Origin of the sequence: Lactococcus sp. S-13 (assembly GCF_004210295.1) — a bacterium.
Lineage (GTDB): Bacteria > Bacillota > Bacilli > Lactobacillales > Streptococcaceae > Lactococcus.
In genome coordinates this window covers 1,606,575-1,632,605 of record NZ_SDAK01000001.1, presented here as the reverse complement: position 1 = coordinate 1,632,605, position 26,031 = coordinate 1,606,575, and the positions used below count along the sequence as shown (strand labels likewise).

The 26,031-nt window shown below is 43.0% G+C and carries 14 protein-coding genes, 7 tRNA genes and 3 rRNA genes; 20 read left to right on the top strand and 4 right to left on the bottom strand.

Features of this window, described 5'->3' with window-relative positions; all coding sequences use genetic code 11:
• The first annotated feature begins 5 nt into the window (after positions 1–5).
• The 13 genes from EQJ87_RS08100 to EQJ87_RS08040 all read left to right on the top strand — a co-directional run bounded on the left by EQJ87_RS08100 (position 6) and on the right by EQJ87_RS08040 (position 13,026).
• A complete protein-coding gene (locus EQJ87_RS08100; RefSeq protein ID WP_130124123.1) occupies positions 6–743 on the top strand; it encodes a WxL domain-containing protein in 738 nt (245 codons plus the stop codon).
• A 27-nt stretch (positions 744–770) separates the two neighbouring features.
• Positions 771–5,729: a beta strand repeat-containing protein gene (locus EQJ87_RS08095; protein ID WP_130124122.1), complete on the top strand. Its 4,959-nt coding sequence runs from the start codon at positions 771–773 to the stop codon at positions 5,727–5,729.
• A gap of 187 nt (positions 5,730–5,916) precedes the next feature.
• On the top strand, positions 5,917–7,083 hold the full coding sequence (locus EQJ87_RS08090; protein ID WP_130124121.1) for a WxL protein host-binding domain-containing protein: 1,167 nt from the start codon (positions 5,917–5,919) through the stop codon (positions 7,081–7,083).
• 464 nt (positions 7,084–7,547) lie between these two features.
• A 16S ribosomal RNA gene (locus tag EQJ87_RS08085) occupies positions 7,548–9,094 on the top strand.
• Positions 9,095–9,187: 93 nt separating this feature from the next.
• Positions 9,188–9,260, top strand: a tRNA-Ala gene (locus EQJ87_RS08080).
• Between the two features lie 138 nt (positions 9,261–9,398).
• A 23S ribosomal RNA gene (locus EQJ87_RS08075) occupies positions 9,399–12,297 on the top strand.
• Between the two features lie 82 nt (positions 12,298–12,379).
• Positions 12,380–12,495: ribosomal RNA gene (gene rrf / locus EQJ87_RS08070) — 5S ribosomal RNA — on the top strand.
• Together the 16S, 23S and 5S rRNA genes with 7 tRNA genes alongside form the textbook arrangement of a ribosomal RNA operon.
• A gap of 4 nt (positions 12,496–12,499) precedes the next feature.
• Positions 12,500–12,572 (top strand) — tRNA-Val (locus tag EQJ87_RS08065).
• A 35-nt stretch (positions 12,573–12,607) separates the two neighbouring features.
• Positions 12,608–12,688 (top strand) — tRNA-Tyr (locus tag EQJ87_RS08060).
• Positions 12,689–12,696: 8 nt separating this feature from the next.
• Positions 12,697–12,767, top strand: a tRNA-Trp gene (locus EQJ87_RS08055).
• Positions 12,768–12,779: 12 nt separating this feature from the next.
• Positions 12,780–12,852: transfer RNA gene (locus EQJ87_RS08050), tRNA-His, on the top strand.
• A 7-nt stretch (positions 12,853–12,859) separates the two neighbouring features.
• Positions 12,860–12,931: transfer RNA gene (locus tag EQJ87_RS08045), tRNA-Gln, on the top strand.
• A gap of 11 nt (positions 12,932–12,942) precedes the next feature.
• A tRNA-Leu gene (locus tag EQJ87_RS08040) sits at positions 12,943–13,026 on the top strand.
• Between the two features lie 178 nt (positions 13,027–13,204).
• On the opposite strand, the gene EQJ87_RS08035 is transcribed toward EQJ87_RS08040, so the two are convergent.
• Positions 13,205–15,901: a cation-translocating P-type ATPase gene (locus EQJ87_RS08035; protein WP_130124120.1), complete on the bottom strand. Its 2,697-nt coding sequence runs from the start codon at positions 15,899–15,901 to the stop codon at positions 13,205–13,207.
• 120 nt (positions 15,902–16,021) lie between these two features.
• Between EQJ87_RS08035 and EQJ87_RS08030 the strand changes: the two genes are divergently transcribed.
• The 4 genes from EQJ87_RS08030 (at position 16,022) to recG (ending at position 20,516) form a co-directional block, all read left to right on the top strand.
• A complete protein-coding gene (locus tag EQJ87_RS08030; protein WP_130124119.1) occupies positions 16,022–16,552 on the top strand; it encodes a DUF536 domain-containing protein in 531 nt (176 codons plus the stop codon).
• A 315-nt stretch (positions 16,553–16,867) separates the two neighbouring features.
• Complete coding sequence (gap, locus tag EQJ87_RS08025; RefSeq protein WP_130124118.1) at positions 16,868–17,878, top strand: type I glyceraldehyde-3-phosphate dehydrogenase; 1,011 nt, start codon at positions 16,868–16,870, stop codon at positions 17,876–17,878.
• A 101-nt stretch (positions 17,879–17,979) separates the two neighbouring features.
• Positions 17,980–18,324, top strand: a complete 345-nt coding sequence (locus tag EQJ87_RS08020; protein WP_130124117.1) for a zinc ribbon domain-containing protein YjdM — start codon at positions 17,980–17,982, stop codon at positions 18,322–18,324.
• 149 nt (positions 18,325–18,473) lie between these two features.
• Positions 18,474–20,516 carry an ATP-dependent DNA helicase RecG gene (recG, locus tag EQJ87_RS08015; protein ID WP_130124116.1) on the top strand — a complete coding sequence of 681 codons (2,043 nt, stop codon included), beginning with the start codon at positions 18,474–18,476 and terminating at the stop codon, positions 20,514–20,516.
• A gap of 88 nt (positions 20,517–20,604) precedes the next feature.
• Here recG and mnmE read toward each other — a convergent pair whose 3' ends face one another.
• Entirely contained in the window at positions 20,605–21,972 is a 1,368-nt protein-coding gene (mnmE, locus tag EQJ87_RS08010; protein WP_130124115.1) for a tRNA uridine-5-carboxymethylaminomethyl(34) synthesis GTPase MnmE, read from the bottom strand.
• A 396-nt stretch (positions 21,973–22,368) separates the two neighbouring features.
• On the opposite strand from mnmE, the gene EQJ87_RS08005 reads away from it, so the two are divergent.
• The 3 genes from EQJ87_RS08005 (at position 22,369) to EQJ87_RS07995 (ending at position 25,478) form a co-directional block, all read left to right on the top strand.
• The gene (locus EQJ87_RS08005) at positions 22,369–23,526 is read left to right on the top strand and encodes a HesA/MoeB/ThiF family protein (protein WP_223804522.1); all 1,158 of its coding nucleotides are present in this window, start codon (positions 22,369–22,371) and stop codon (positions 23,524–23,526) included.
• Entirely contained in the window at positions 23,519–24,715 is a 1,197-nt protein-coding gene (locus EQJ87_RS08000) for an MFS transporter (RefSeq protein ID WP_130124114.1), read from the top strand. The genes EQJ87_RS08005 and EQJ87_RS08000 overlap by 8 nt, the downstream gene beginning before the upstream one ends.
• Positions 24,716–24,842: 127 nt before the next feature.
• Complete coding sequence (locus tag EQJ87_RS07995; protein WP_130124113.1) at positions 24,843–25,478, top strand: hypothetical protein; 636 nt, start codon at positions 24,843–24,845, stop codon at positions 25,476–25,478.
• Positions 25,479–25,551: 73 nt separating this feature from the next.
• Here EQJ87_RS07995 and EQJ87_RS07990 read toward each other — a convergent pair whose 3' ends face one another.
• Together EQJ87_RS07990 and EQJ87_RS11565 are read right to left on the bottom strand one after the other, a co-directional pair.
• Positions 25,552–25,878: a bacteriocin immunity protein gene (locus tag EQJ87_RS07990; RefSeq protein WP_190289063.1), complete on the bottom strand. Its 327-nt coding sequence runs from the start codon at positions 25,876–25,878 to the stop codon at positions 25,552–25,554.
• Complete coding sequence (locus tag EQJ87_RS11565) at positions 25,865–26,020, bottom strand: hypothetical protein (protein ID WP_190289062.1); 156 nt, start codon at positions 26,018–26,020, stop codon at positions 25,865–25,867. The genes EQJ87_RS07990 and EQJ87_RS11565 overlap by 14 nt, the downstream gene beginning before the upstream one ends.
• Positions 26,021–26,031: the final 11 nt, after the last annotated feature.

Sequence of the window (26,031 nt, the reverse complement as noted above, 5' to 3'; positions counted from 1 at the left end):
TCAATATGACTAAAACAACAGTAAAACTTGTTTCATTTGCCACGCTTGGACTTCTCGCTGCATCAGTTGCAGCTCCTCTCGCTCATGCTGATGAAACAGTTGATTATGGCTCAACAGCAAAAGTAGCCTTTGAAAAAGGGAACGGTCCGGTATCACCAGTTGACCCATCTAACCCAGAAACTCCAGTGACACCAGTTGACCCTAATGCTCCTGACGGTAAACCACAGCCAGGTACAGACGGTGACTTAACCATTGACTTTGCTTCAAGTTTTGACTTTGGAACACATGCTATCGCACAAGGCACTCAAACTTACTATGCTGCGTCTCAAAAGCTTAGTGATGGTACTGCGCGTGATAACTACGTCCAAGTAACTGACTTGCGTGGTACTGCAGAAGGTTGGTCACTGAATGTTAAGCTTGGTGCTTTCGCCGGTGCAGCAGGTACATTGCCTGGTTCAACTGTCAAACTTGATAATGGTGCAATCCAATCAGCTTCAGCTAATCCAGCTGATACGTCAGCAACTACTACAGTTCTTACACCAGGTGTTGTTTCTGGTACAATCCTTGGTGCAACGGCAGGTACAGGGACAGGTACTAACTTGCTCAACTTTGGTAGCAAAGACGGCGTGACAAATGACGATTCATCAGTTTCTATCACTGTTCCAAACGTTGCGGATAACGTAATGGCTGGTAGTTCAACTGCTGATTTGACTTGGACACTGGCGGATACACCAGCCAACTAATATCGGCTAAATTTAACTGGAGGTAATATGAAACAAAGAACAATTAAATACTTCTCATTATTGGCAACTATTACCCTCCTTCCCTTTGCCAATTTTGGCTCAGTTTATCAAGTCTTCACCAGTGGTAAGGTTACGCCAACAAGTCTGAAACAGGCAGCAAGTAAGATTTCCGCTTTACCTTCTGCGTTGGCAGATACTGCAACATCAACTGACACCACAACCCCAAGCACTTTTGCGGGAAAGTCGGTTAGTGCGCCAACAAGACCCAGCCTTCCAACGAAGGCTATAACAGACGCAAAGTCTAACTTTGGCTATCAAGCGAGCATCAGTGGATTGCCTAGTGTCACATCTGGGAGCGTCGCAGTGATTGCAGGCGGGAATACTGTCTTCAATGCTACAAGTGTTTCAGACGCTAATGTTCAAGCGGCACTGAAATATATCACTGGCAATGGTTCAAACGCAACAGACTATGTACTTTTCGTAGGAGGTAACGTCACACTATCAGCGACAACGACAGCAAATTCTGGTGCAGCAGGAAGTTTTTCGGGATTGGCGGGTCACGCTCAATCTCTGACGATTGTTTCTGCACCGACAGATAGTTTATCAAGTCCTGCAGGTAGTGCAGCGACAGGTGCCTCAACAATCACAACACCTACGAATGTCTACTTTGGAGTACCGACTGTTTTTCGTAACGTCACATTTGCAGCAGGAGGAGATAACTTCTATGCTCAAGGGAATGCTTTTGCAACGGTAGGTGGCTCATGGATAACAGGTGCTCCGAGTATCTATGGTGGCTCTGACACAGCTGACATCTCTGGTGATACCAATGTTTATATTGGTGCGACAGGAAACACAGCTGGATGGAATATCTATGGTGGAAACTCTACTAGTGGTACAATCTCAGGAAGTACTCACGTGACAGTTAAGCAAGCTTCGTCTACGATTGCAAGTATTTCTGGAGGAAGTGCAGCAGGGGCAACAATCAATGGTGATACCAACCTTGATATTAACGGTGACATCGCAGCACAAGTAACAAATATCTATGGTGCGGGTGTAGGTACATCTACCAAACCAGTTACTCTAAAAGGAAGTGCCATAACCTATATCAATTCGACCAACGGTAGTGCGCGTTATCAGCTTTACCAAGGCGGAGCTGTTTATGGCAATATTTCAGGCTCTATCTATAATACCTTCAAAGGTTCTGGTGGTTGGACAGGTTCGACAAGTAATATCAATGGTTCGACAGGCCCTGCATCAACTTATAATGGCGGAAGTTTTCAGGGGAATACTGGTACGCAAGGCGCTGGCAATGTCATCTCAAATAGCTATGATACTTCTGGTTTCACGACAGGTCAAGCGCTTTTTACAGGGAATCAAGCAGGAACGTCAGCTAGTTATAGCACGGCACAAAATACTTCAACAGCAGCAGGTGGCGTAACCTATGCTAATATTACGAACTATGTGAAATCGGCCTTCTCGACAGGCACTGCAGGCGCGGTCTATGGTATCGTTGGAGGAAATGGTCACGACTCAATGAAGATTTCTCCAAGTCAACAAGGCTTAGGGGCTTCGACAGATACGAACTATGGGCCGAATGCATCGACAGCGCAACAATGGGGACAGGTTGCTTCGAATACCGTGGTTGCTGCTGCACAACAAATTACTACAAACGCCATCTACGGTAACATCTATACTTGGTTACAATCAGGGGTTATGTCTACAACTTCTGGTGGTGGCGCAAATGACTGGGATGGCTACGCTTATGGTGCCAGCTCAAACGGTTACCTCCAAGGACAATCTGTTCTTGAAGCGGGAACTTCAAATAATGATAATTCTGTCGGTGGAGCTGGAGTGGTTTATTGTACTGCGATGACAGGCACAGCTGAAAGCACACTTGCTGCTAAAGGGACGGTAGCTTACGGAACTTCAGATGTTAACTCAGCTAATAGTTCTGGTTGGGATCTCTGGGGTGGTGGTGGTACGGTCTGGACTTACCGTTCTGCCTTCTTACAAAATGGGGATTCATATGTCGTCCACAACAATGATATGGCGCGTTGGACTTACGGGGGACAGTCAAATGGGAATCAAGTCGGAAACTCCTATAATATTTTGAATGGTGGAATCGTTGATACACTAGAAGGTGCTGGCTACACAGCAACAACAAAGTGGGGTTCAAGCTCTGCACAAGTCAATATGGGACAGGTAAACTGGTTCTTATCTGGCGGTTGCTGGGGTGATTTATACCAGACAGGTAATGCAGAAGTTAACGTTTATGACGGTTACATCAATGCAATTGCAGGAGGTAACTATGGGGCGGCAGGAATTGAGGTTATTTCAGGAAACTCGACGGTTAATGTCTACGGTGGAAACTTCTCAGGAAGTCCACGAACAGGAACGAAACAATTGTCGGGTGGCCCTTTCTATAATGGGAATTCTAAAATCCTTGGCAACACAACACTGAACCTTGACCTTACAGGGCCGACAGGAAGTACCTTCCAATTTCCATCTGGAAACACTGCGCTGTCAGCTACAACAGGATACGGAAATTCCTATGGCACTGTTGGGGCAGATAGCTCTAACGCTGTAAATCTTATCATTAAAGCCAACGCCACCACAGCGTCAAAACTGGCATCAGCTACGATTTATGGTGATGGTTCAGGACGTGCAACAGTTAATGCTGGAACGATTAATATCACGATTGATGCACCTGGTGCTAGGGTCGGTAATGTTTACGCGTCTAATCAAAGCATGATTTCCTCAAGCAAGATTACAAAAAATATCAATACAAAAATTGGTGAAGGTTCAACCATTGTGGGGGACGTTTATAACTCGGCTTCTGGTGATGATTATACCTCGGCAGTAGCGACCGCTTCGACCAATAAATCAACACTTACTCTGGGAGATGGCTCAGCTGCAGCTAACCAACCAATCACAATCACAGGTAGAGTCGCAAACTTTACGGATGCAACTGTTAATGCAGGGATTACTGCTATAGTTACTGGAGGTTTGCTCAATGGGGCAAAAGCTACAGCGGCTAATCATGCCGGAACTTATGCTAAGAGTGGCACGTTGACACTAAACGACAAATCAACGCTTGGCGTTACCTCAACAAATTCAGTAATCTCAGCTTCAAAACTGACCGTTAATGGAAATGTCAATATTACCTCACCCTACACTAATACAGTAGGTTTGATGAACTTTTCTGATTTGGTAATGAACGGACAGTTGACTTGGCTTCCAACGGGTACTCCGATTGCACCAACAAACAGTTATACTGGCGCATACTGGGGCACTCAAAAAGGTTATCCAGTTCTGACCCTTAACGGTGGCGATAGTACGACTTATTCTGGTGCTAAGTCTATTAGTAATATTAACCTTTTCAAGGGGATTGATGAAGTTAATAACTATGCTTTTTTAGGTGACTACACAACAAGTTCGCAATCATCACCAACTAATCCAACTTGGATTGCATACGTTGTACCAGGTAATATTCGAGAGTTTACGATTGATGATCCGGAAGCAACGATGGTTGGACAGTGGTGGCATAACTTAGCGAATGTTTCAAACGACGCGACGCCAGGGGTTGCCAGAAGTGCTTACTCTAATTTTGGGGCGGGCCAAGGTTCGGTTCCTGGCTCAGTACTAACAATAATGTATACTCAAAATTATCAACCAACCTTTACGACTGGAAATGCTAAAGCTTTTGGTTTTGATTGTGATGATACTTTTACAGGTGGTACCTACGTGAAATCTCGTGTGGTAACAAAATACGATGGTAGCGTGCAAGATAACTATCCTGAGTATTCGCCTGATTATGACTTTAGCACAGGGCAAACTTCTGGTGCTGTTCAGAAATTTGACACAAGTGACTACTTTACAGGCAGTAATAAAGATGGTTCTTACCCTTCTGGTGCTGTATCAGGCTCCTATCTGTTAACGACAATTACGGAAACTAGTGATGGTTGGGTATCTCAGGCATCCAACGTAATCATCCATGACTCTACTTACGAAAGTTTGACTGAAGAACAGCTTGATAAGTTAGTAGGTCTTAAAGGGACAGGTCTTGTGCCAACTCCGGTAGATGAAAATTACCAACCAGCGGTTGATGGTTCTCAAGATGGTTTATCTGATGGTGAGCAGTACAGAGCGATTCAACTTAACTGGGGAGGGGTTAAATCTACTTTGGTAGTTGTCCCAGATCATGCGAATATCGCAACTGATGGTCAAAACGCATTGGATGCTTATGATGCTGGCTTGACCTATGACCAAGCCAAGAACATGAAGAACGATACTAACACGGACGGAACAGGTATCAATCAGTACACTTATGCTTTGGCTATTGACTCAAGTGGTCAGACTTACACACCAAGTTTGACTAACCTGAGTACGTTAATTCCTGATTTGAACACGGTGATCACTGCGACACAATTCCCAGCGAACTATACCTTTACAGGAACAAGTGGAAATGGTCAAGTTTTGAAGATGGATGTCGCGCTCACAGTCCCTGCGGCAGGTTCGTTATCGTTTGTCAGCGCGCCAGAACTAATGGATTTTGGTACTTTAAAAATCAAAAATGGTAATTTGACCAAATTCTCAACCAATAGCAATAGTTCTGGAACAGGCTCGACCTTAGTTGTAGAAGATACCCGTTCTGGTAGTGAACGTACGGGTTGGAATGTGACGGCTTCGCTTGATAATGGGAGTTTGTCAAACGGTAGTAACAATTTAGGCAAAGACTTATACTTTAGTAAGGATGGTTCAAGCAGTGTAGCGTTGAACTCGCAGGCAGTAGTTATTGCCTCAAGCTCTGATTATAGCGAATACTCAAAGGATATCTCTCAAAGAGACCAAACCTACACATTGGATTCAAACTGGGGCGCAAGCTCTAAAAAAGGGGTATATCTCAATATCCCAACCAGCGACCAAATGGCTGGAAATTACAAAGGGACAGTGACTTGGACGTTAAATGATACTCCGGGTAACTAATCCTTTATTTTGGAAATCAAGTGAGCTTGCATCTCGCTTGATTTCCACGGTATTATTCTATATATTTGAGTTAGATTTAGTTTTATAATTTTTCTGAAATTGAGATTTTAGACGAAAACCTTATGACAAATAGGGTTTGCCTCTTTGAAAAAAGCAGTCGAACTCACATCTTGAGAAAGGAAAAAAGATGAAAAAATTTAGTAAATGGTTTGCTTTGGGAGTGGTCACGCTTGGCCTAATTGGCTTTGGAAAAACGACTTTTGCCAATGAATTTAATTTTAGTGTGGATCCCGCAATTCCAAGTAATCAGGTAGGAAAGTCTTCTTATTTTGATTTGCTTTTGAAACCAGGACAGACTCAGGATTTGACAGTGGTTTTGGGAAATTCAACGGATAAAACGGTCACGGTCGAGCAGTCTGTTGCTAGTGCGACAACGAACATCAATGGTGTTGTAGAATATTCGCCAAATGCCATTAAACCAGATACAACGTTAAAATATAATTTAGTAGACTATGTCAAGGCGCCAAAAGAGATTGTCTTAAAGCCCAAGTCAACTCAGGCAGTGACTGTGCAAGTGACAATGCCGAACGAGTCATTCTCTGGTGTGATTGCTGGTGGATTGACTTATGCGGAAAAAGATAGTGACTCTGCTAACTCTGCTAAAAACAAAGGCATCAGCATCAAAAATAAATATGCTTTTGTGGTAGGTCTTTTGATGCAACAAGGGGCAACAAAAGTGGCACCAGACTTGAAGTTGTTGAAAGTTGCACCTGGATTGGTTAATTATCGTAACGTTATCAACGTAGGCTTACAAAATCCAAAAGCAGGCTATCTCAATCAGATGTATGTCAACGCTGAGATTAAAGGTCTGACGAACAAATCCTTGGATTATAAAGTTAACAAAGAAAGTATGCAAATGGCGCCCAACTCTAACTTTAATTATCCGTTAGCGATTGGTGAAGGCAAGAAATTAGAGGCTGGGAAGTACCGTCTGACTATGACAGTTTATGGTCAAAAAGATGCGGAAAAGGGACAGTATTCGATGAAAGATAGTACTGGAGCTTTGCAGAAATTTGATTATCGTTGGCAATTTACACAAGACTTTACGATTACGGCAGCTAAAGCCAAAGCTTTGAATGCTAAGGATGTGACAATCAAGCACGAGAAAGTCTTCCCTTGGATGTTGGTTATTGGATTGTTAATTTTATTACTTGCTTTATTCTTGCTGTTCTTCATTTTGTGGAAACGTCGCAATACACGCGAATGTCCAGAATGTGAAGCAAAGGTATCTAAGAAAGATAAATTCTGCCAAAAATGTGGAGCAGAACTTCCAGATGATTTGTGGAAGAAGTAGGAAAATAGGTCAAAAGGTATTATAAGAAAGAATAGAAAGGGGTGTTTTGATTCTTTCTGCTATCTTATTAATATAAGGAACAGCAGCGCCTGATGGTGCTGCTTTTAGAATTTAGAATATTAATATTGGTACAAGCACATTGTACATTGCACAAGTAGTAAAATGGTTTGCTCCTGAATATTTTTTGGTGGTGTATCGCTTTTAATAAAGCGTATAAGGCGCACTATGACAGCAAAAAAAGGAAGAAGCTCAAAAAAATTGTAGAAATTCACATTTAATCCTTGACAAAGGGAGGGGGGTTTGATAGAATATAATAGTTGTCGCAAGAGACGAGGGTCTTGAAGCGAGCTAGACCATTGAAAACTGAATAAAGAAGAATGACTCATGTGATGTCGAAAGACATCAAAAAATCTGTCAATCAATAATGAAAGACAAGCCAGTCACATTAGTGTGACTTAAATACTTTATTTGAGAGTTTGATCCTGGCTCAGGACGAACGCTGGCGGCGTGCCTAATACATGCAAGTTGAGCGATGCGGTTTGGTGCTTGCACTAAACCAAAGAGCAGCGAACGGGTGAGTAACGCGTGGGAAATCTGCCTTTGAGCGGGGGACAACATTTGGAAACGAATGCTAATACCGCATAACAGCTAGGGACACATGTTCTAAGCTTGAAAGAAACAATTGTTTCACTCAAAGATGATCCCGCGTTGTATTAGCTAGTTGGTGAGGTAAAGGCTCACCAAGGCGATGATACATAGCCGACCTGAGAGGGTGATCGGCCACATTGGGACTGAGACACGGCCCAAACTCCTACGGGAGGCAGCAGTAGGGAATCTTCGGCAATGGACGAAAGTCTGACCGAGCAACGCCGCGTGAGTGAAGAAGGTTTTCGGATCGTAAAACTCTGTTGTGAGAGAAGAACGACGAGGAGAGTGGAAAGCTCCTCGTGTGACGGTATCTCACCAGAAAGGGACGGCTAACTACGTGCCAGCAGCCGCGGTAATACGTAGGTCCCGAGCGTTGTCCGGATTTATTGGGCGTAAAGCGAGCGCAGGTGGTTTATTAAGTCTGGTGTAAAAGGCAGTGGCTCAACCATTGTATGCATTGGAAACTGGTAGACTTGAGTGCAGGAGAGGAGAGTGGAATTCCATGTGTAGCGGTGAAATGCGTAGATATATGGAGGAACACCGGTGGCGAAAGCGGCTCTCTGGCCTGTAACTGACACTGAGGCTCGAAAGCGTGGGGAGCAAACAGGATTAGATACCCTGGTAGTCCACGCCGTAAACGATGAGTGCTAGATGTAGGGAGCTATAAGTTCTCTGTATCGCAGCTAACGCAATAAGCACTCCGCCTGGGGAGTACGACCGCAAGGTTGAAACTCAAAGGAATTGACGGGGGCCCGCACAAGCGGTGGAGCATGTGGTTTAATTCGAAGCAACGCGAAGAACCTTACCAGGTCTTGACATACTCGTGCTATTCCTAGAGATAGGAAGTTCCTTCGGGACACGGGATACAGGTGGTGCATGGTTGTCGTCAGCTCGTGTCGTGAGATGTTGGGTTAAGTCCCGCAACGAGCGCAACCCCTATTGTTAGTTGCCATCATTAAGTTGGGCACTCTAACGAGACTGCCGGTGATAAACCGGAGGAAGGTGGGGATGACGTCAAATCATCATGCCCCTTATGACCTGGGCTACACACGTGCTACAATGGATGGTACAACGAGTCGCGAGACAGTGATGTTTAGCTAATCTCTTAAAACCATTCTCAGTTCGGATTGTAGGCTGCAACTCGCCTACATGAAGTCGGAATCGCTAGTAATCGCGGATCAGCACGCCGCGGTGAATACGTTCCCGGGCCTTGTACACACCGCCCGTCACACCACGGGAGTTGGGAGTACCCGAAGTTGGTTGCCTAACCGCAAGGAGGGCGCTACCTAAGGTAAGACCGATGACTGGGGTGAAGTCGTAACAAGGTAGCCGTATCGGAAGGTGCGGCTGGATCACCTCCTTTCTAAGGAATATATACAAAGACGTGAGCATTCAACTTTATTCAGTTTTGAGGGGTTTAGTAGAAAACCTATACAAGAATCAATTTCTTGATTGTGGGGCCTTAGCTCAGCTGGGAGAGCGCCTGCTTTGCACGCAGGAGGTCAGCGGTTCGATCCCGCTAGGCTCCATTGTCAGACAAGACGTTAAAATCACTTGAACATTGAAAACTAAATAACAATATCTAATAACGATAAAATAAACCAAAAGCTGTGAATTTTAAAGAATTTACAAACTTATACTTGAAAAAAGATGATTAAATTCATCATGGCAAAGTTAATAAGGGCGCACGGTGGATGCCTTGGCACTAAGAGCCGAAGAAGGACGTGACTAACGACGATATTCGAGGGGGAGCAGTAAGTACGCATTGATCCCTCGGTCTCCGAATGGGGAAACCCAGCTGCTACTAGCAGTTATCCGTAAGTGAATACATAGCTTACGTGAAGGTAACGCAGAGAACTGAAACATCTAAGTACCTGCAGGAAGAGAAAGTAAAAACGATTTCGTAAGTAGCGGCGAGCGAACGCGAAGAAGGGCAAACCAAGAAGCTTGCTTCTTGGGGTTGTAGGACTGCAACGTGGACTTAAGCATTATAGTCGAATAACCTGGGAAGGTTAATCAAAGAGGGTAATAATCCCGTAGACGAAATAGCGCTTATACCTAGCAGTATCCTGAGTAGGGCTGGACACGCGAAATCCAGTTTGAATCCGGGAGGACCATCTCCCAACCCTAAATACTCCTTAGTGACCGATAGTGAACCAGTACCGTGAGGGAAAGGTGAAAAGAACCCCGTGAGGGGAGTGAAATAGCACCTGAAACCGTGTGCCTACAAGAAGTTCGAGCCCGTTAATGGGTGAGAGCGTGCCTTTTGTAGAATGAACCGGCGAGTTATGTTATGATGCGAGGTTAAGTTGAAGAGACGGAGCCGTAGCGAAAGCGAGTCTGAATAGGGCGCTTTAGTATCATGATGTAGACCCGAAACCTAGTGACCTATCCATGAGCAGGGTGAAGGTGTGGTAAGACACACTGGAGGCCCGAACCAGGACACGTTGAAAAGTGTTTGGATGACTTGTGGATAGCGGAGAAATTCCAAACGAACTGGGAGATAGCTGGTTCTCTCCGAAATAGCTTTAGGGCTAGCGTCGAAATGTAAGTGTATTGGAGGTAGAGCACTGTTTGGGTGAGGGGTCCATCTCGGATTACCAATCTCAGATAAACTCCGAATGCTAATACACATGTTCGGCAGTCAGACTGCGAGTGCTAAGATCCGTAGTCGAAAGGGAAACAGCCCAGACCAACAGCTAAGGTCCCAAAATATATGTTAAGTGGAAAAGGATGTGGGGTTGCACAGACAACTAGGATGTTAGCTCAGAAGCAGCTATCATTCAAAGAGTGCGTAATAGCTCACTAGTCGAGTGACCCTGCGCCGAAAATGTACCGGGGCTAAACATATTACCGAAGCTTTGGATTGATTTTAAATCAATGGTAGGAGAGCGTTCTTAACCGCGATGAAGGTATACCGTGAGGAGTGCTGGAGCGTTAAGAAGTGAGAATGCCGGTATGAGTAGCGCAAGATAAGTGAGAATCTTATCCACCGTAAGACTAAGGTTTCCAGGGGAAGGCTCGTCCGCCCTGGGTTAGTCGGGACCTAAGGCGAGGCCGAAAGGCGTAGTCGATGGACAACTGGTTGATATTCCAGTACTAGATATGATCGTGATGGAGGGACGCAGTAGGCTAACGGATGCCAGTTAATGGATTCTGGTCTAAGCAGTGAGGTGTGAGATGTGTCAAATGCATGTTTCTCTAACATTGAGCTGTGATGGGGAAGCAACTACGGTTGCGAACTCCGTGATGTCACACTGCCAAGAAAAGCTTCTAGCGTAAAGTCATATCTACCCGTACCGCAAACCGACACAGGTAGTCGAGGCGAGTAGCCTCAGGTGATCGAGAGAACTCTCGTTAAGGAACTCGGCAAAATAGCCCCGTAACTTCGGGAGAAGGGGTGCTGGTGTAACAGCCAGCCGCAGTGAATAGGCCCAAGCAACTGTTTATCAAAAACACAGCTCTCTGCTAAACCGCAAGGTGATGTATAGGGGGTGACGCCTGCCCGGTGCTGGAAGGTTAAGAGGAGGTGTTAGCGTAAGCGAAGCACTGAATTGAAGCCCCAGTAAACGGCGGCCGTAACTATAACGGTCCTAAGGTAGCGAAATTCCTTGTCGGGTAAGTTCCGACCCGCACGAAAGGCGTAATGATTTGGGCACTGTCTCAACGAGAGACTCGGTGAAATTTTAGTACCTGTGAAGATGCAGGTTACCCGCGACAGGACGGAAAGACCCCATGGAGCTTTACTGTAGTTTGATATTGAGTACCTGTAAGTCATGTACAGGATAGGTAGGAGCCATTGAAATCAGGACGCTAGTTTTGATTGAGGCGCTGTTGGGATACTACCCTTGACTTATGGTTACTCTAACCCGCTGGCATAATCGGCCAGGGAGACAGTGTCTGACGGACAGTTTGACTGGGGCGGTCGCCTCCTAAAGAGTAACGGAGGCGCTCAAAGGTTGGCTCAGATTGGTTGGAAATCAATCGTAGAGTGTAAAGGTAAAAGCCAGCTTGACTGCGAGAGCTACAACTCGAGCAGGTAGGAAACTAGGACTTAGTGATCCGGTGGTACCGCATGGAAGGGCCATCGCTCAACGGATAAAAGCTACCCTGGGGATAACAGGCTTATCTCCCCCAAGAGTTCACATCGACGGGGAGGTTTGGCACCTCGATGTCGGCTCGTCGCATCCTGGGGCTGTAGTCGGTCCCAAGGGTTGGGCTGTTCGCCCATTAAAGCGGCACGCGAGCTGGGTTCAGAACGTCGTGAGACAGTTCGGTCCCTATCCGTCGCGGGCGTAGGTAATTTGAGAGGATCTGTCCTTAGTACGAGAGGACCGGGATGGACTTACCGCTGGTGTACCAGTTGTCTCGCCAGAGGCACGGCTGGATAGCTATGTAGGGAAGGGATAAGCGCTGAAAGCATCTAAGTGCGAAGCCCACCTCAAGATGAGATTACCCATTCGTAAGAATTAAGAGCCCAGAGAGATGATCTGGTAGATAGGCTGGAAGTGGAAGCCCTGTGAGGGGTGTAGCGGACCAGTACTAATCGCTCGAGGACTTTACCAAAAGAGTCAAATATAAAAAGCTTAAGGTTAAGCGTTAGAAGAAGTGTTATTTAGTTTTGAATGTTCAAAGTAACATTTAAAGATTTGGTCATCATAGTGATGGAGATACACCTGTTCCCATGTCGAACACAGCAGTTAAGTCCATCTACGGTGGAAGTACTTGGGGGTTGCCCCCTGGGAGATAGGCTCGTGGCCAAGTTTATGGGAGTTTAGCTCAGCTGGGAGAGCATCTGCCTTACAAGCAGAGGGTCAGCGGTTCGATCCCGTTAACTCCCATAGGTTGTTTCAGCCTTTAAGTGAAAAAAAGCGTTGGAAGGGTAGCGAAGAGGCTAAACGCGGCGGACTGTAAATCCGCTCCTTCGGGTTCGGGGGTTCGAATCCCTCCCCTTCCATAAGTTGTACGGGCATCGTATAAAGGTAGTACAAAGGTCTCCAAAACCTTTAGTGTGGGTTCAATTCCTGCTGCCCGTGTTTTAAATTATGGCGGATGTGGTGAAGTGGTTAACACACCGGCTTGTGGCGCCGGCACTCGCGAGTTCGATCCTCGTCATCCGCCTATTTAATGGGGTATAGCCAAGCGGTAAGGCAAGGGACTTTGACTCCCTCATGCGTTGGTTCGAATCCAGCTACCCCAGTTGCTATGTTCGCCGAAGTGGCGGAATAGGCAGACGCGCCAGACTCAAAATCTGGTTCCTTCACGGGAGTGCCGGTTCGACCCCGGCCTTCGGCATAGTAAATAAAGCTAACTGCCTATAGTTAGCTTTTTTTGTTACTTGATAGTTATGGATCTGCTTGTCTATCTATCATTATTTTTGGGGGAAATTTTGTGTGATTCATAGGTTTGATTTGTAATGAAATGACGATATTAAAAAAACAATCAAAAATTATTTTTGATTGTTTTTTTTGTTTTATCCGATAAATTTTTTGCCTTGTTTATTAAGGATAAACTTAGTTGTTTCAATAGTTAATGTAGTCGCCAATGCTAAACCAATTGCAATGAGCCAATGGGTAATAGAGAGGGGGCTTACTTCCAAAACATTCATCAAGATTGGAATATTCATGAAAAGAATGGTGAGGCCAAGTGAAAGAAGGGTTGTACCAAAAATCATCTTGTTACTCGTTAATCCAACACGTAAGATAGATTGGTTGCTTCGGGCATTATATACGTTTATTGTAGAGGCAAGGGTCAAGGTAATGAAGGCCATAGTTTGACCTAGTTGGTGACTTGGAGTGAGGCCAGCAATTTCAACAAAGCGGCCAAGATAGAATCCTACAAGGGCAGTTATGATGAAAGCTGTTGAACAGATGGCGATACGCCAATTGACTCCGCGTGAGAAGAGACTTTCTTTGACTCCAACGGGATCTTGGTTCATGAGGTGACTGTCCGCTTTTTCGCGGGATAGTCCAAAACCGGGGATACCATCGGCCAAGACATTGATATAGAGTAACTGAATCCCTGTGAAGGGTAATCCCCAACCAATGATTGCCCCAATCAGCATTGTAAGAATTTCAGCGACATTAGCTGAGAGGAGGTAGTAAATTGTTTTCTTGATATTGGTGTAGACACGCCGTCCTTCGCGAATAGCAGCAACAATTGTGGCGAAGTTATCATCGGCTAAGACAATATCTGAGGCTGATTTTGCAACCTCTGTACCAGCGATTCCCATTGCAGTACCGACATCGGCGGCCCGTAAGCTGGGTGCATCATTAACACCGTCACCAGTCATGGCTACAATTTGTCCTTTGGCTTGCCAACTTTTTACAATACGTAGTTTGTCTTCAGGACTGACTCGAGCGTAGACAGATATTTTTTCTATATCTGCGCTGAGTTCGGCATCGGTCATGTTGGACAGGGTCAAACCGTCCACGACAAGATCGCCTTCCCGGAAGATGTCTATTTCTTTGGCAATGGCTTTGGCAGTTAGAGCATGGTCACCAGTAATCATGATGGGTTTGATCCCTGCGGTACGGGCTTCTTGGACGGCTGCTTTGGATTCTGCTCGTGGGGGGTCAATCATTCCAATCATACCTAGAAAGTTCAGGTTTTCTTCTAAATCAGAGAGTTTTGAGGGAATTTCATCAATAACCTTATAAGACAGAGAAAGTACTCGAAGGGCGTTATCAGCAAACTCATCATGGACTTGCTGGGCTTCGGCAAGGAGGGCTTCTTCGGGATCGGGTTGAAGGGCAGTTGTACCATCAATGTTGAGAATGTGCGGATGATGGGTGAGATGTTGGCTAGTTGGAGCTAGGCGGTCAAAGGCTCCTTTGGTTAACACCATGTAGCGTCCTTTGTACTGAGGATGGGCAATGACTACGGACATCTTTTTGCGCGAGCTATCAAAGGGAAACTCAGCTAGGCGCTTGGGCGCTTTTTCGGGGTGATAGAGATTATGGGTGATCAAGAAGCGGATAATGGCTGCTTCGGTGGGATCGCCGTGAACTTCCCATTCTCCATTTTTTAATTGAGCTGTGGCGTTTGAGGCATAGGCGAAGTTTTGCATAAGGGTAACTTCGTGGTCTGACAGGTGTCCGCCTGACCAGATGTCCTTACCTGAAAGCCAGAGCTTTTGAATGGTCATCTGGTTTTGAGTTAGTGTACCAGTCTTATCAGAGGCGATGACTGTGGCATTACCAAGAGTCTCAACGGCGGGTATATTTCGGATAATGGCTTGTTTTTGCGCCATGTTTTCGACACCGTAAATCAAACTTAACGTGACGATAACGGGAAGTGTTTCGGGAACAGCGGCAACTCCGAGGACGACTGCGGTCATCAGGTTATCAACAAGTGGAACGTTTCCATAGAGAAGATTGATGATGAAAATGAGCACACCTGCGCCAAAGGCAATGATTGCTAAACGTTTTGCGAGTTTATCAATACGTTTTTGGAGGGGTGTTTTCCCCTTGATCTGCTCGCCAATGAGGGTGGCAATTTGTCCCATTTGTGACTGATTGCCGACGGCAACGACGATACCACGAGCAGTTCCGTTCAGAACATTGGTTCCTGAGAAGACCATATTGAGTTGGTCTCCAAGAGGGACTTCAGTGGTGATTTCGAGATTGGCGTTTTTATCAATGGGTTCGGATTCTCCAGTTAGGGAAGATTCGTCAACCTGCAGAGAATTGCTACTGAGCAAGCGAATGTCTGCACCAATTTGGACACCCGCGGTGAGTTCTATGAAATCACCACAAACGAGTTCACGTGAGGCGATGGTTTGACGCTGGCCGTTTCGTATGACTGTTGAGGTGGGAGAGGAGAGTTTCTTGAGCGCAGAAAGAGCAGCTTCTGCTCGGCTTTCTTGCAGGGTAGAGACAATGACATTGATGATGACAATGAGAAGAACAACGATGGTTTTGGTGTAATTTCCATTGCCAATGAAGGCTAAATAGGTGGCGAGTACGGCAACAAGAAGGAGGATAATATTCATTATTTCCAAAAGGTGATGGAGAATTTTTTGGAAGAGGTTGGGCCCTTTTTGGGTGGAGAATTCGTTGTTACCATATTTTGTGCGATGGTTTTCGACTTGGTCGGGACTTAAGCCTTTTTCTAAGTCGAGTTCGTAGTGAGTTTCTAAGTTTTTGATATTTTCTGTTCTATAATTCATTTTCTGTCCTTTCTATGGGGGTATTATAATTTAATTATAATATATTTCTCATAAATATTAGAGTGATATGTAAATATTTTTGTGATAAAAAGTTGTATAAATCGCGGAAAATATGGTATTATGGATGGTATGGAAACTAAAACAGTAAGTGAGTTGGCAGAGCTTTTTGGGGTAACACGTCAGGCGATGAATAAACGTGTGAAATCGCTCGATGCTCAATTTGTCGAAAAAAACGAGAAAAATGTAACGGTGGTGAATTCGCAAGGCATTCATGAGTTGGAACATTTATATGGTAAAGTAGTGACGGCTAAGGCTGAGGTTTTGGAAGAGTCTGGCAAAAAGGGCGTTGAACTTGCGGTCAAAACTGAGGATGCTGCCTCAGCTGCTTATGAAATGATTGGTGCATTGATGAAGGACAAAAACGCTGAGATTGAGCGTTTAAACACTCAGCTTTTGTCTAAGGATCAGCAGTTAACGGTTAAAGATGAGCAAATTGCCCAAAAAGATGCGCAGATTAAAAAACAGCAAGAACTGATGGAAAAAGCGCTGACAGATCAAAACCAATTTTTTGTGGAGTTGCAAGAACAAATTAAAGCAACTGATGCTACAGAAACTAAAGGTTTTTGGGGTCGTTTATTCAATAAGAAGTAAAAAACTTACTGATCTCTTTATCAGTGAGTTTTTTTTGTAGAGATTTTACTGACGAAAAGGAGGTTCTCTAGAGAAAATACTGACGGATTTAAGGATAGAAGAAAAAATGCTGACGGAATGCTCTGGGCTTATAATATTAAACGCTTTCACGACTTTTATGCCTTCGTTGCTTTTGTAGAGCGCTTTCTAAGGGAGTTTATGTTTGCAAATTTTTAAAAAAGTGATAAAATAAAAGAGTAAGTTAAATTGTTAACTTAGTCAATTTAAAAGGCTCGCCTTTTATAAAATCTAATCCCTATAAGGAGGAAACTACTAATGGTAGTTAAAGTTGGTATTAACGGTTTCGGTCGTATCGGTCGTCTTGCTTTCCGTCGTATTCAAAATGTTGAAGGTGTTGAAGTTGTTGCAATTAACGACCTTACAGATCCAGCAATGCTTGCTCACTTGTTGAAATATGATTCAACTCAAGGTAAATTTGATGGTACAGTTGAAGTTAAAGATGGTGGTTTTGAAGTTAACGGTAAATTCGTTAAAGTAACTGCTGAAGCTAACCCAGCTAACATCAACTGGGCTGAAGTTGGTGCTGAAATCGTTCTTGAAGCAACTGGTTTCTTCGCAACTAAAGAAAAAGCTGAACAACACTTGCACGCTAACGGTGCTAAAAAAGTTGTTATCACTGCACCTGGTGGAAATGACGTTAAAACTGTTGTTTTCAACACTAACCACGACATCCTTGATGGTACAGAAACAGTAATTTCTGGTGCTTCATGTACTACAAACTGTCTTGCTCCAATGGCTGACGCTTTGAACAAATCATTCGGCGTTGAAGTTGGTACAATGACTACAATCCACAGCTACACTGGTGACCAAATGCTTCTTGATGGCCCACACCGTGGTGGAGACTTCCGTCGCGCTCGTGCTGCTGCTGAAAACATCGTTCCTAACTCAACTGGTGCTGCTAAAGCAATCGGTCTTGTTATCCCTGAATTGAACGGTAAACTTCAAGGTCATGCACAACGTGTACCATCACCAACAGGTTCATTGACTGAATTGGTTTCAATTCTTTCTAAATCAGTTACTGTTGACGAAGTAAATGCTGCTATGAAAGCTGCTGAAAACGAATCATTCGGTTACAACGCTGACCAAATCGTTTCACGCGACATCATCGGTGATTCACACGGTTCAATCTTCGACCCAACTCAAACTGAAGTTACAACAGTTGGCGACAAACAACTCGTTAAAACAGTTGCTTGGTATGATAACGAAATGTCATACACTGCACAACTTGTTCGTACTCTTGAATACTTCGCTAAAATCGCTAAATAAGCCATTGATTCTTACGGCTTGAGCTGTTTAGAAGCAAGGTTCGCGAGCGAACATCAAAAAACCGTCTTTTGACGGTTTTTTGTTAGTTTTATGGAGGAAAAATGGAAACACCAAAATGCATTCATTGTTCGAGTGAATATACTTATGAATTATCAGATACAACATTTGGTTGTTCGGAATGTGGCAATGAATTTACGGCAGATGAACTTGAAGCGGCTGGAAAATTTATTGTCCTTGATAGTCTCGGTAATCCGCTTGAAACGGGTGATGATGTGGTTATTGTGCAAGATTTACCAGTTAAGGGGATGCCAAAACCGATTAAACAAGGAACCAAGGTCAAAAATATTCGAATCAATCCAGATGGCAAAAATGAACATTTTATTGATTCAAAAATTACTGGATTTGGTGCGATTGGTCTGAAAGGATCTGTCGTTAAGAAAGCCTAAAGATTACCGCTGGATGTGATTTAATCACTTTGGCGGTTTTTTTGTGTAAATTCGTAAAACTTGCCTAAAGAGGATAAAAAAGTGGTGTTTTTACTGCGTTAGGTCGTCATCTGTGGAGGTTCGCTTGTAGGGTATGCTATAATGAAAGCATGAAACTTACAGATTCCGTCCAATTTTTGAAAGGAGTGGGGCCAAAATCCGTAGAAAATTTCCATAAATTGGGGATTTTTACAGTGCAGGATTTACTCCTTTATTTTCCATTTCGTTATGAAGATTTCGCTGGCCGATCGGTACTTGAATTACTTGATGGGGAGAAGGCAACGATCATCGGTAAGGTGGTTACCCCAGCAAATGTACAGTATTATGGATTCAAGCGTAATCGTCTTTCTTTTAAAATCAAACAAGATGAAGCTGTGGTCGCCGTCAGCTTTTTCAATCAGCCTTATTTGGCTGACAAGGTAGAAGTGGGTCAAGAGATTGCTGTTTATGGCAAATGGGAACGGGCTAAACAGCAACTTTTAGGGGTGAAGGTGGTTGGACAATTGGATCCGGCTGTCGATGCAACTTCTAGCGCACGTTTGGAGCCAGTTTATCATTTGACGGCTGGAATGAAGCAAAGTACCCTTGTTAAAGTGATTCAGCAAGTTTTTGATTCGGGACTTTTGGCAGAGTTGTCGGAAAATTTGCCAGAGTTTTTGCTGACGAAATATCGACTGATGGGCCGGCAAGAAGCAGTGCGGGCCATGCATTTTCCTGAGGACATGGCGGCACACAAACAGGCCTTACGCCGGGTGAAATTTGAAGAACTTTTCATGTTTCAACTTAAGCTTCAGGCATTGAAACATAAAGAAAAATCTGGTCGAGCTGGTCTACAAGTGGAGTTTGATGAGCGAGAAGTGGAAGATAAGATTTTTGAGTTGCCTTTTGAACTGACCGGAGCGCAAAAACGGGCTTTGGATGAAATTTTGGTGGATATGAAGTCGTCTTATCACATGAATCGTTTGCTCCAAGGGGATGTGGGTTCGGGGAAAACGGTGGTGGCTTCTTTAGCGATGTATGCTGCTTGTTTGGCTAATTTTCAGGCAGCAATCATGGTTCCTACTGAAATTTTAGCGAGGCAGCACTATGCCAACTTGCGGCAACTTTTTCCAGAGCTGAAGATTTCACTTTTGGTTTCTGGTTTGAAGGCGGCTCAACGGCGAGATATTTTGGCGGATTTGGCGAGTGGCCATACGCACATGGTGGTTGGGACGCACGCTTTGATTCAGGATGGGGTTGATTTTTATAATCTTGGTCTTGTGATTACGGATGAGCAGCACCGCTTTGGGGTCAATCAGCGGAAGATTTTGCGGGAAAAAGGGCAAAATCCAGATGTACTGATGATGACGGCGACACCGATTCCACGAACGCTTGCGATTACAGCTTTTGGCGATATGGATGTCTCTATTATTGATGAATTGCCGAAGGGACGTCAGCCCATCACGACGCGCTGGGTTAAACATGAACAGTTTTCCGAGGTATTGGCATGGATCAAAAAGGAATTGAGTCAGGGCGCTCAAGATGATTCAACACCACAGGTTTATTTTGTGTCGCCCTTAATCGAGGAATCGGAAGCGTTGGATCTAAAAAATGCGGAAGCACTTTATAGTGAATTGACGGATTATTTTGGTCTATTTGCTCAAATTGGTCTTTTGCATGGAAAGATGAAAAATGACGAAAAAGATCAAATTATGCAGGATTTCAAGGCGAAAAAACTGGATATTCTGGTCTCAACAACAGTTATTGAAGTTGGAGTCGATGTGCCCAATGCCACAATCATGGTTATTATGGATGCTGATCGCTTTGGCTTGTCCCAGTTGCATCAGTTGCGGGGCCGCGTGGGACGTGGAAGTAAGAAGTCCTATACCATTTTGGTGGCAAATCCTAAATCGGACAGTGGGAAGCAGCGGATGAAAATCATGTGTGAAACACAAAATGGTTTTGTTTTGGCTGAAGAAGATTTGAAGATGCGGGGTTCTGGTGAAATCTTTGGTGTTCGTCAATCAGGCTTACCAGAATTTATTGCGGCAGATTTGGTCAATGATTATAATATTTTGGAAGTGGCAAGACAAGAAGCCGTCGAAATTTTTAAGCACGCTGATGACTTTAAGGCACTGATTGCTCAGGTCAGTGTGGATGGTGGTTTTGATTGATTTTCAATCAGAGAAAATGCTGACGTAAGTTTAAATTTATTTCCGTCAGTAATTTCTCTTAGAAAAAAAGCGCTCGTTAGAACGCTTTTTATTTTCCAAGACAAAATTGTGAAAAAAGTTGGGTAATGAGCTCATCAGGAGCGGCTTCACCAGTGATTTCGCCCAGAAGTTGCCAACAGCGCGTGATGTCTACTTGGACTAAGTCGACAGGCAATCCTAATGCCAACGCATTGTTGGCTTCTTTGAGCGCCTCCAGTGCTTGTTCAACGAGGCCGATATGGCGAGCGTTGGAGAGGACGGTCGCATCTTTGGCTTCAATCTCGCCGGCAAAGAAGATACTATTGATTTTTTGCTCAACGGCTTCCAGATTTTCATTTTTCAGGGCTGAAATCCGAATGAAATCGCTCGAAAGTTGAGTGACATCAAGTTGTTCAGGGAGGTCTGTTTTATTGAGCAAGATGATGCGGTTGGAATTTTTGGAGAGTTCTAAAAGCTCCATATCTTTTGCTGTCAAGCCGTTAGAGGCATCGAGGACGAGAAGGACTAAATCAGCCTCAGCCAGTGCTTTTTTGGAACGCTCCACACCGATAGATTCAACCAAATCATCAGTTTCGCGAATACCGGCTGTATCAATCAATTCCAGAGGGACGCCACCGATATTGGCAAATTCAGTGATGGTGTCGCGCGTAGTACCCGCAATATCTGTGACAATCGCTTTTTCTTCTCGTAAAAGTTGGTTTAAAAGACTGGATTTTCCGACGTTTGGTCGTCCGATAATGGCTGTTTTCAAGCCTTCACGGAGAATTTTTCCTCTTTTGGCAGTGGCGAGCAAAGTTTCTAAAAGTTGCTCAAAATGGCTTGTTTTCTCTAACAACATCTGTGAAGTCATTGTTTCCACGTCATCGTATTCGGGATAGTCAATATTGACCTCAACTTGGGCTAAGCTCTCAAGGATTTCTTGACGGATGTTGTTAATCATGTGGGACAAGGAGCCATCAAGCTGTTTGACGGCAATGTGTGCGGCTTTGTCTGTTTTTGCCCGGATTAAATCCATGACAGATTCGGCTTGGGCCAAGTCAATACGGCCATTCAAAAAGGCCCGTTTAGTAAATTCACCAGGTTCGGCCAGACGTGCGCCAGAGCGCAACAAAAGTTGCAAGATTTCTTGCGTCACAGCAATCCCACCGTGGGTGTTAATCTCGACAATATCTTCGCGTGTAAACGTTTTGGGTGCGCGCATGACCGAAACCATGACCTCGTCAACCAAGCGTTCTGCTTCAAAAATGTGGCCATAATTGATGGTATGACTGGCAACTTTTGCCAAATCTTTTCCTTTAAAAACGCTTTGCGCAATTTTTAGCGCATCCGTTCCAGACAGGCGAACGATAGCAATAGCTCCTTCGCCAAGCGGCGTTGAAATCGCCGCGATTGTATCAAATTCTTGTGTTAAACTCATAAAGACTATTTTAACGCAAAAAGCTTGATTTTCCTAGTCGATACGCCTAAATTTATCAATTAAGTGCTGATTTTTTTCTGATAAGAGAAATTGCTGTACCAAAGGCAGGACATAAACGAAGTATCGTCGCTTTGTCAAATGAAATTTATTTGTAAAATTTACTATAAATAAAATTTATAGATACTATAAAAATTATATAATCGCAATATATTGTTTTTTCAGAATTATAGCAGTATAATGACTCTTGTAATGAATATCCATGGTCTTTCATTACTCTATCTATCAAAGAAAGAGGTGGCATTATGCTTAAAAAAGAAACCATGAAATCAAGTGTTGCCGGTTTAGTACTTGAAGGTTAAGGTTCGAGCGATATTAACATCACTCTAGGACAATTTAATGAAAGTCTGCTTTGCAGACTTTTTCTTTGAAAGTGAAGGAAAATTTATGGATATAAATAAAGTGAAGCCTAAAATGAAAAAAGCGTATCCTGTTGTGTTTATGAAGAAAAAGGTCTATGTTGGTGGATTTGGAGAAATCACAAAATATGATGATAGTGATGGAGCAATTAGTCGTCTGATAAAGTTGCTTGATGGGAGGTTAACGGTAGAGGAAATTGCAAAGCAAATCTCATTAGATTTTCCTCAATATTCTAAAAAAGATGTCAGAGAAGCCATTGATAGCATAAGTAAAGATGGTTTTATAGAAGATGTGAACTTAATTGGTTCAGATATTTTAACTCCTTATGAATTAGAAAGATATCATAGAAATATTAATTTCTTCTCTTCATTTTCAACACTATCAGATAATAAATTTTTAGCCCAAAAGAAAATATGCAACGCTAAAATTGGAATTATAGGTCTCGGAGGGCTGGGTTCTCATATTGTTTATGACCTAGCGGGGCTTGGATTTGGAACAATAAAGGCTGTAGAATTTGATAAGGTTGATATTTCTAATCTTAATCGACAAATTCTTTATAATTTTGAAGATATCGGTAAGAGTAAAGCAAAATTGGCACAAAAAAGGATTGCGGCATTTAATCCTGAGGTCAATTTTGAAGTTACAGAGAAAAAAATTGGAAGCGCTAGGGATATTGAAGAAGAATTTAAAGGATTTGATGCTCTTATTTTAGTCGCAGATCGCCCTAAAATGTTACTGGCAGGGTGGGTAAATGAAGCGATTCTAAAGCTAAATGTTCCTCTATTTTGTGCGGGACTTGAGGCGCAAAGGGCAATGCACTATACAATTATTCCTCATCAAACAGGTTGTATTGAATGTTGGAAAAATAGTGTGAAAGATGAAAATCCTGTTTCTTACGCTATTTTAGAAGAAAGACGACGCCTTGATTTAACTGGAGATAATACCGCCTTGGTACCACTTGTATCCACAATTACAGGATTTTTATGTGTGGAATTAGTTAAGTATATCACTGGAATTGGAGAATTAACAGCACTTGGAAAATTAAAATCGATTAACTTCAATACGATGGAAACAAGTATAGCTGAGACTTGGGGACTGGATAAAAACTGTAAGGTGTGTGGAGGTGGACATGGATAAAGCCTATTATTTTTTGCTTTCTGCTTTTGGGATTTCAGCAATTGGTAATTGGTTACAGCAAATCGCAGTCCCTGTAATCATTTTTAATAAAACAGGCTCCGCCTATCAAATGGCGACATTGTATGGTGTAACTTTTATTCCTTGGATTATTTTCACAATTTATGGTGGGGTTCTTGCAGATAAAATGAGAAAAACAAAAATTATTTATTGGGGATACTTTGCTTCACTCTTTTTTTCATTTTTTCTTATTTTTGAACTTAGCCAATCTCAAATCCATATGATTCTTGTTTATATGGCATCTTTTCTACTCTCATCCGTTGAACCTTTAACGCACCCCGCATTTAATAGTTTAATTCCTCAAGTTGTCGAGGAAAAGAAACTCTCCCAGGTTAATTCATGGATTGAAGGTGTTGATAATACACTAAGTTTAGTTGGGCCTATGATTGCAGGAACTTTAATCTTGATTGTGTCGCCTATCTACCTTTTATGGTTTAACGCACTTAGTTTTTTGTTGGCAGGTTTACTGGCACTCAGAATTCCAGATCAATCAGTTATTACTAAAAAATCAAACTCAATTTGGAAAGATATTTCAACAGGATTTTCAGCTGCTCGAAAAAATAAAGTGGTTTGGACAGGTTCTCTCCTCTTCTTGATTACAAATTTTGCAATTAATCTTTATCAAGCGAATCTTGCTTTTTTTGTTTTACACACCCTTCATGGAAGCTCAGCTACCTATGGTTTAATTATAAGTAGTATAGGGTTAGGAGCATTAGTGGGTGTGCTGATTGCACCAAGAGTTATTTCGCGCATTTCTGCTGGAAAAATTATTGCAAATGCCACTTTACTTGCAGGGTTGGCAACGATTGGCATTTATTTCACAACAAACTTTACTATTATTGCTACTTTTCTGGCTCTGACTGGAGTTTTTGGTAATTTGAATGTTGTCGCTTATTTTACCTTACGTCAAAGGGTAGTGGAAAAAAATTTATTAGGACGAGTTGTTAGTGTGACACGAACTATTTCATATGTTAGTATTCCAATCGGAGCATTTTTAGGAGGCTTTTTAGTTGAAAAAAATATTTCGCTTTTTGTGATTATTTTAATTGCAGGCTTGCTACGAGTTTTTGCGGGAATAATCGGCTACTGTTCGCCGCTAAATCGAGAACAACACGCTATTAAAAATAAATGATTTAGAAATTTATAATCTAATTAACTTTGATTAAGTGTTGATTTTTTTCTGACAAGAGGAATTACTGTACCAAAGGCAGGACATAAACGAAGTATCGTCGCTTTGTCAAATGTGTTATAATAGCTCTATGACTTATCAAGTAAAAATTATTTATCCTAAAGAAGAAGCTGCTGAAAATAACAAGCTGACTGAGCGCACATTTAATGAATTTATTGACGGACTTGAACTCGAAGAGGTGGTGAGCCAGTACGAACAACTGCTCACACGCGGATATTCGATTGGGGTCAATTTTGCGCCCCCTGCCCTTGATGACAAGGGTGCAGAGGCTGATCCTTTTGCGATTGCTGGACGTTTTGAGTTGGCGGGGATTCCTTATAAAGCAACCCTTAAACTTAAGGCTGCTGGAAATTATGAGGCCATGGTCAAAATTGCCAAACTCATTGAGCAACAAGGCTTTGATTATGACATTTCAGCGAAACTGCAAATTCGGGAAAATTCGTCAGTTGATTTTGAAAAAGAAGGTTCTTGGTTTGATGAAGATTACGCCAAATACACTGTTTTGCCCAAAGCAAGCAGTCAAGATATTGCTGATTTGCGTTCAATTTACGACCAACTGGTCGAAGAACATCAAAAAGTGACCATTACACTCAAAGCAAAAGTCAAAAAAGATGATGACGACACTTTTGCCAATCAACTTTCGGCTTATCCACCAGAAACTTTAGTGATTTTCAAACTGAGTGATGCTGATGTTTACGGTGAATGATAGAAAAAATGCTGACGTAAATTTTCGTCAGCATTTTTTCTGTTTTTAATCAATCCGTCAGTAAATTTTCTGCTTATCCAAAGAGAGAAAACAAAAGTGTAGAGCCAGCAGCGCCAGTTTCTAGCGCTTTGAGCGCTGAGCGGTTATTGTAGAGCTTGCTGTAAAAACTCTTCATTTCGGGAGACATTTTTAAGCCGACAGCAGCAAGCATAAGCTCGTTCAATAAATCATTGACTACTTTTGCCACACTGGTTTTTTGCTCCAGTGCTTTTTTGGCAGTTGTCAAGGCTGCACGCTCATCTTTGGTTGTTTCAGGATTTAAAATTAAGTTGATGAGTTGCTCGAGTAGTGCAGTTTCGCCAACATTGAAATTGGCTGCGCTTGGACTAAAAATTCCCATTGAAAATTCCTCTTTCATTTAATACTGAACTCATTATATCAGAAAGTTTTGTCAGATACTGCCTTAAAAATGAATGATGTATATCCAAAGAAAGTTGTTCCCGTAAAGCATTGTTTTCTTTGATTAAATCTGAAGTTTTCATAAATTTCTCCT

Bases quoted from the DNA above. Each gene is read 5' to 3' on its own strand.
- EQJ87_RS08090 (WP_130124121.1), top strand. From the start codon at position 5,917: ATGAAAAAATTTAGTAAATGGTTTGCTTTGGGAGTGGTCACGCTTGGC.
- EQJ87_RS08005 (WP_223804522.1), top strand. From the start codon at position 22,369: ATGAAAGTCTGCTTTGCAGACTTTTTCTTTGAAAGTGAAGGAAAATTT.
- EQJ87_RS08095 (WP_130124122.1), top strand. From the start codon at position 771: ATGAAACAAAGAACAATTAAATACTTCTCATTATTGGCAACTATTACC.
- EQJ87_RS08020 (WP_130124117.1), top strand. From the start codon at position 17,980: ATGGAAACACCAAAATGCATTCATTGTTCGAGTGAATATACTTATGAA.
- EQJ87_RS07990 (WP_190289063.1), bottom strand. From the start codon at position 25,878: ATGGGAATTTTTAGTCCAAGCGCAGCCAATTTCAATGTTGGCGAAACT.
- EQJ87_RS11565 (WP_190289062.1), bottom strand. From the start codon at position 26,020: ATGAAAACTTCAGATTTAATCAAAGAAAACAATGCTTTACGGGAACAA.
- mnmE (WP_130124115.1), bottom strand. From the start codon at position 21,972: ATGAGTTTAACACAAGAATTTGATACAATCGCGGCGATTTCAACGCCG.
- EQJ87_RS07995 (WP_130124113.1), top strand. From the start codon at position 24,843: ATGACTTATCAAGTAAAAATTATTTATCCTAAAGAAGAAGCTGCTGAA.
- EQJ87_RS08030 (WP_130124119.1), top strand. From the start codon at position 16,022: ATGGATGGTATGGAAACTAAAACAGTAAGTGAGTTGGCAGAGCTTTTT.
- EQJ87_RS08100 (WP_130124123.1), top strand. From the start codon at position 6: ATGACTAAAACAACAGTAAAACTTGTTTCATTTGCCACGCTTGGACTT.
- recG (WP_130124116.1), top strand. From the start codon at position 18,474: ATGAAACTTACAGATTCCGTCCAATTTTTGAAAGGAGTGGGGCCAAAA.
- EQJ87_RS08000 (WP_130124114.1), top strand. From the start codon at position 23,519: ATGGATAAAGCCTATTATTTTTTGCTTTCTGCTTTTGGGATTTCAGCA.
- gap (WP_130124118.1), top strand. From the start codon at position 16,868: ATGGTAGTTAAAGTTGGTATTAACGGTTTCGGTCGTATCGGTCGTCTT.
- EQJ87_RS08035 (WP_130124120.1), bottom strand. From the start codon at position 15,901: ATGAATTATAGAACAGAAAATATCAAAAACTTAGAAACTCACTACGAA.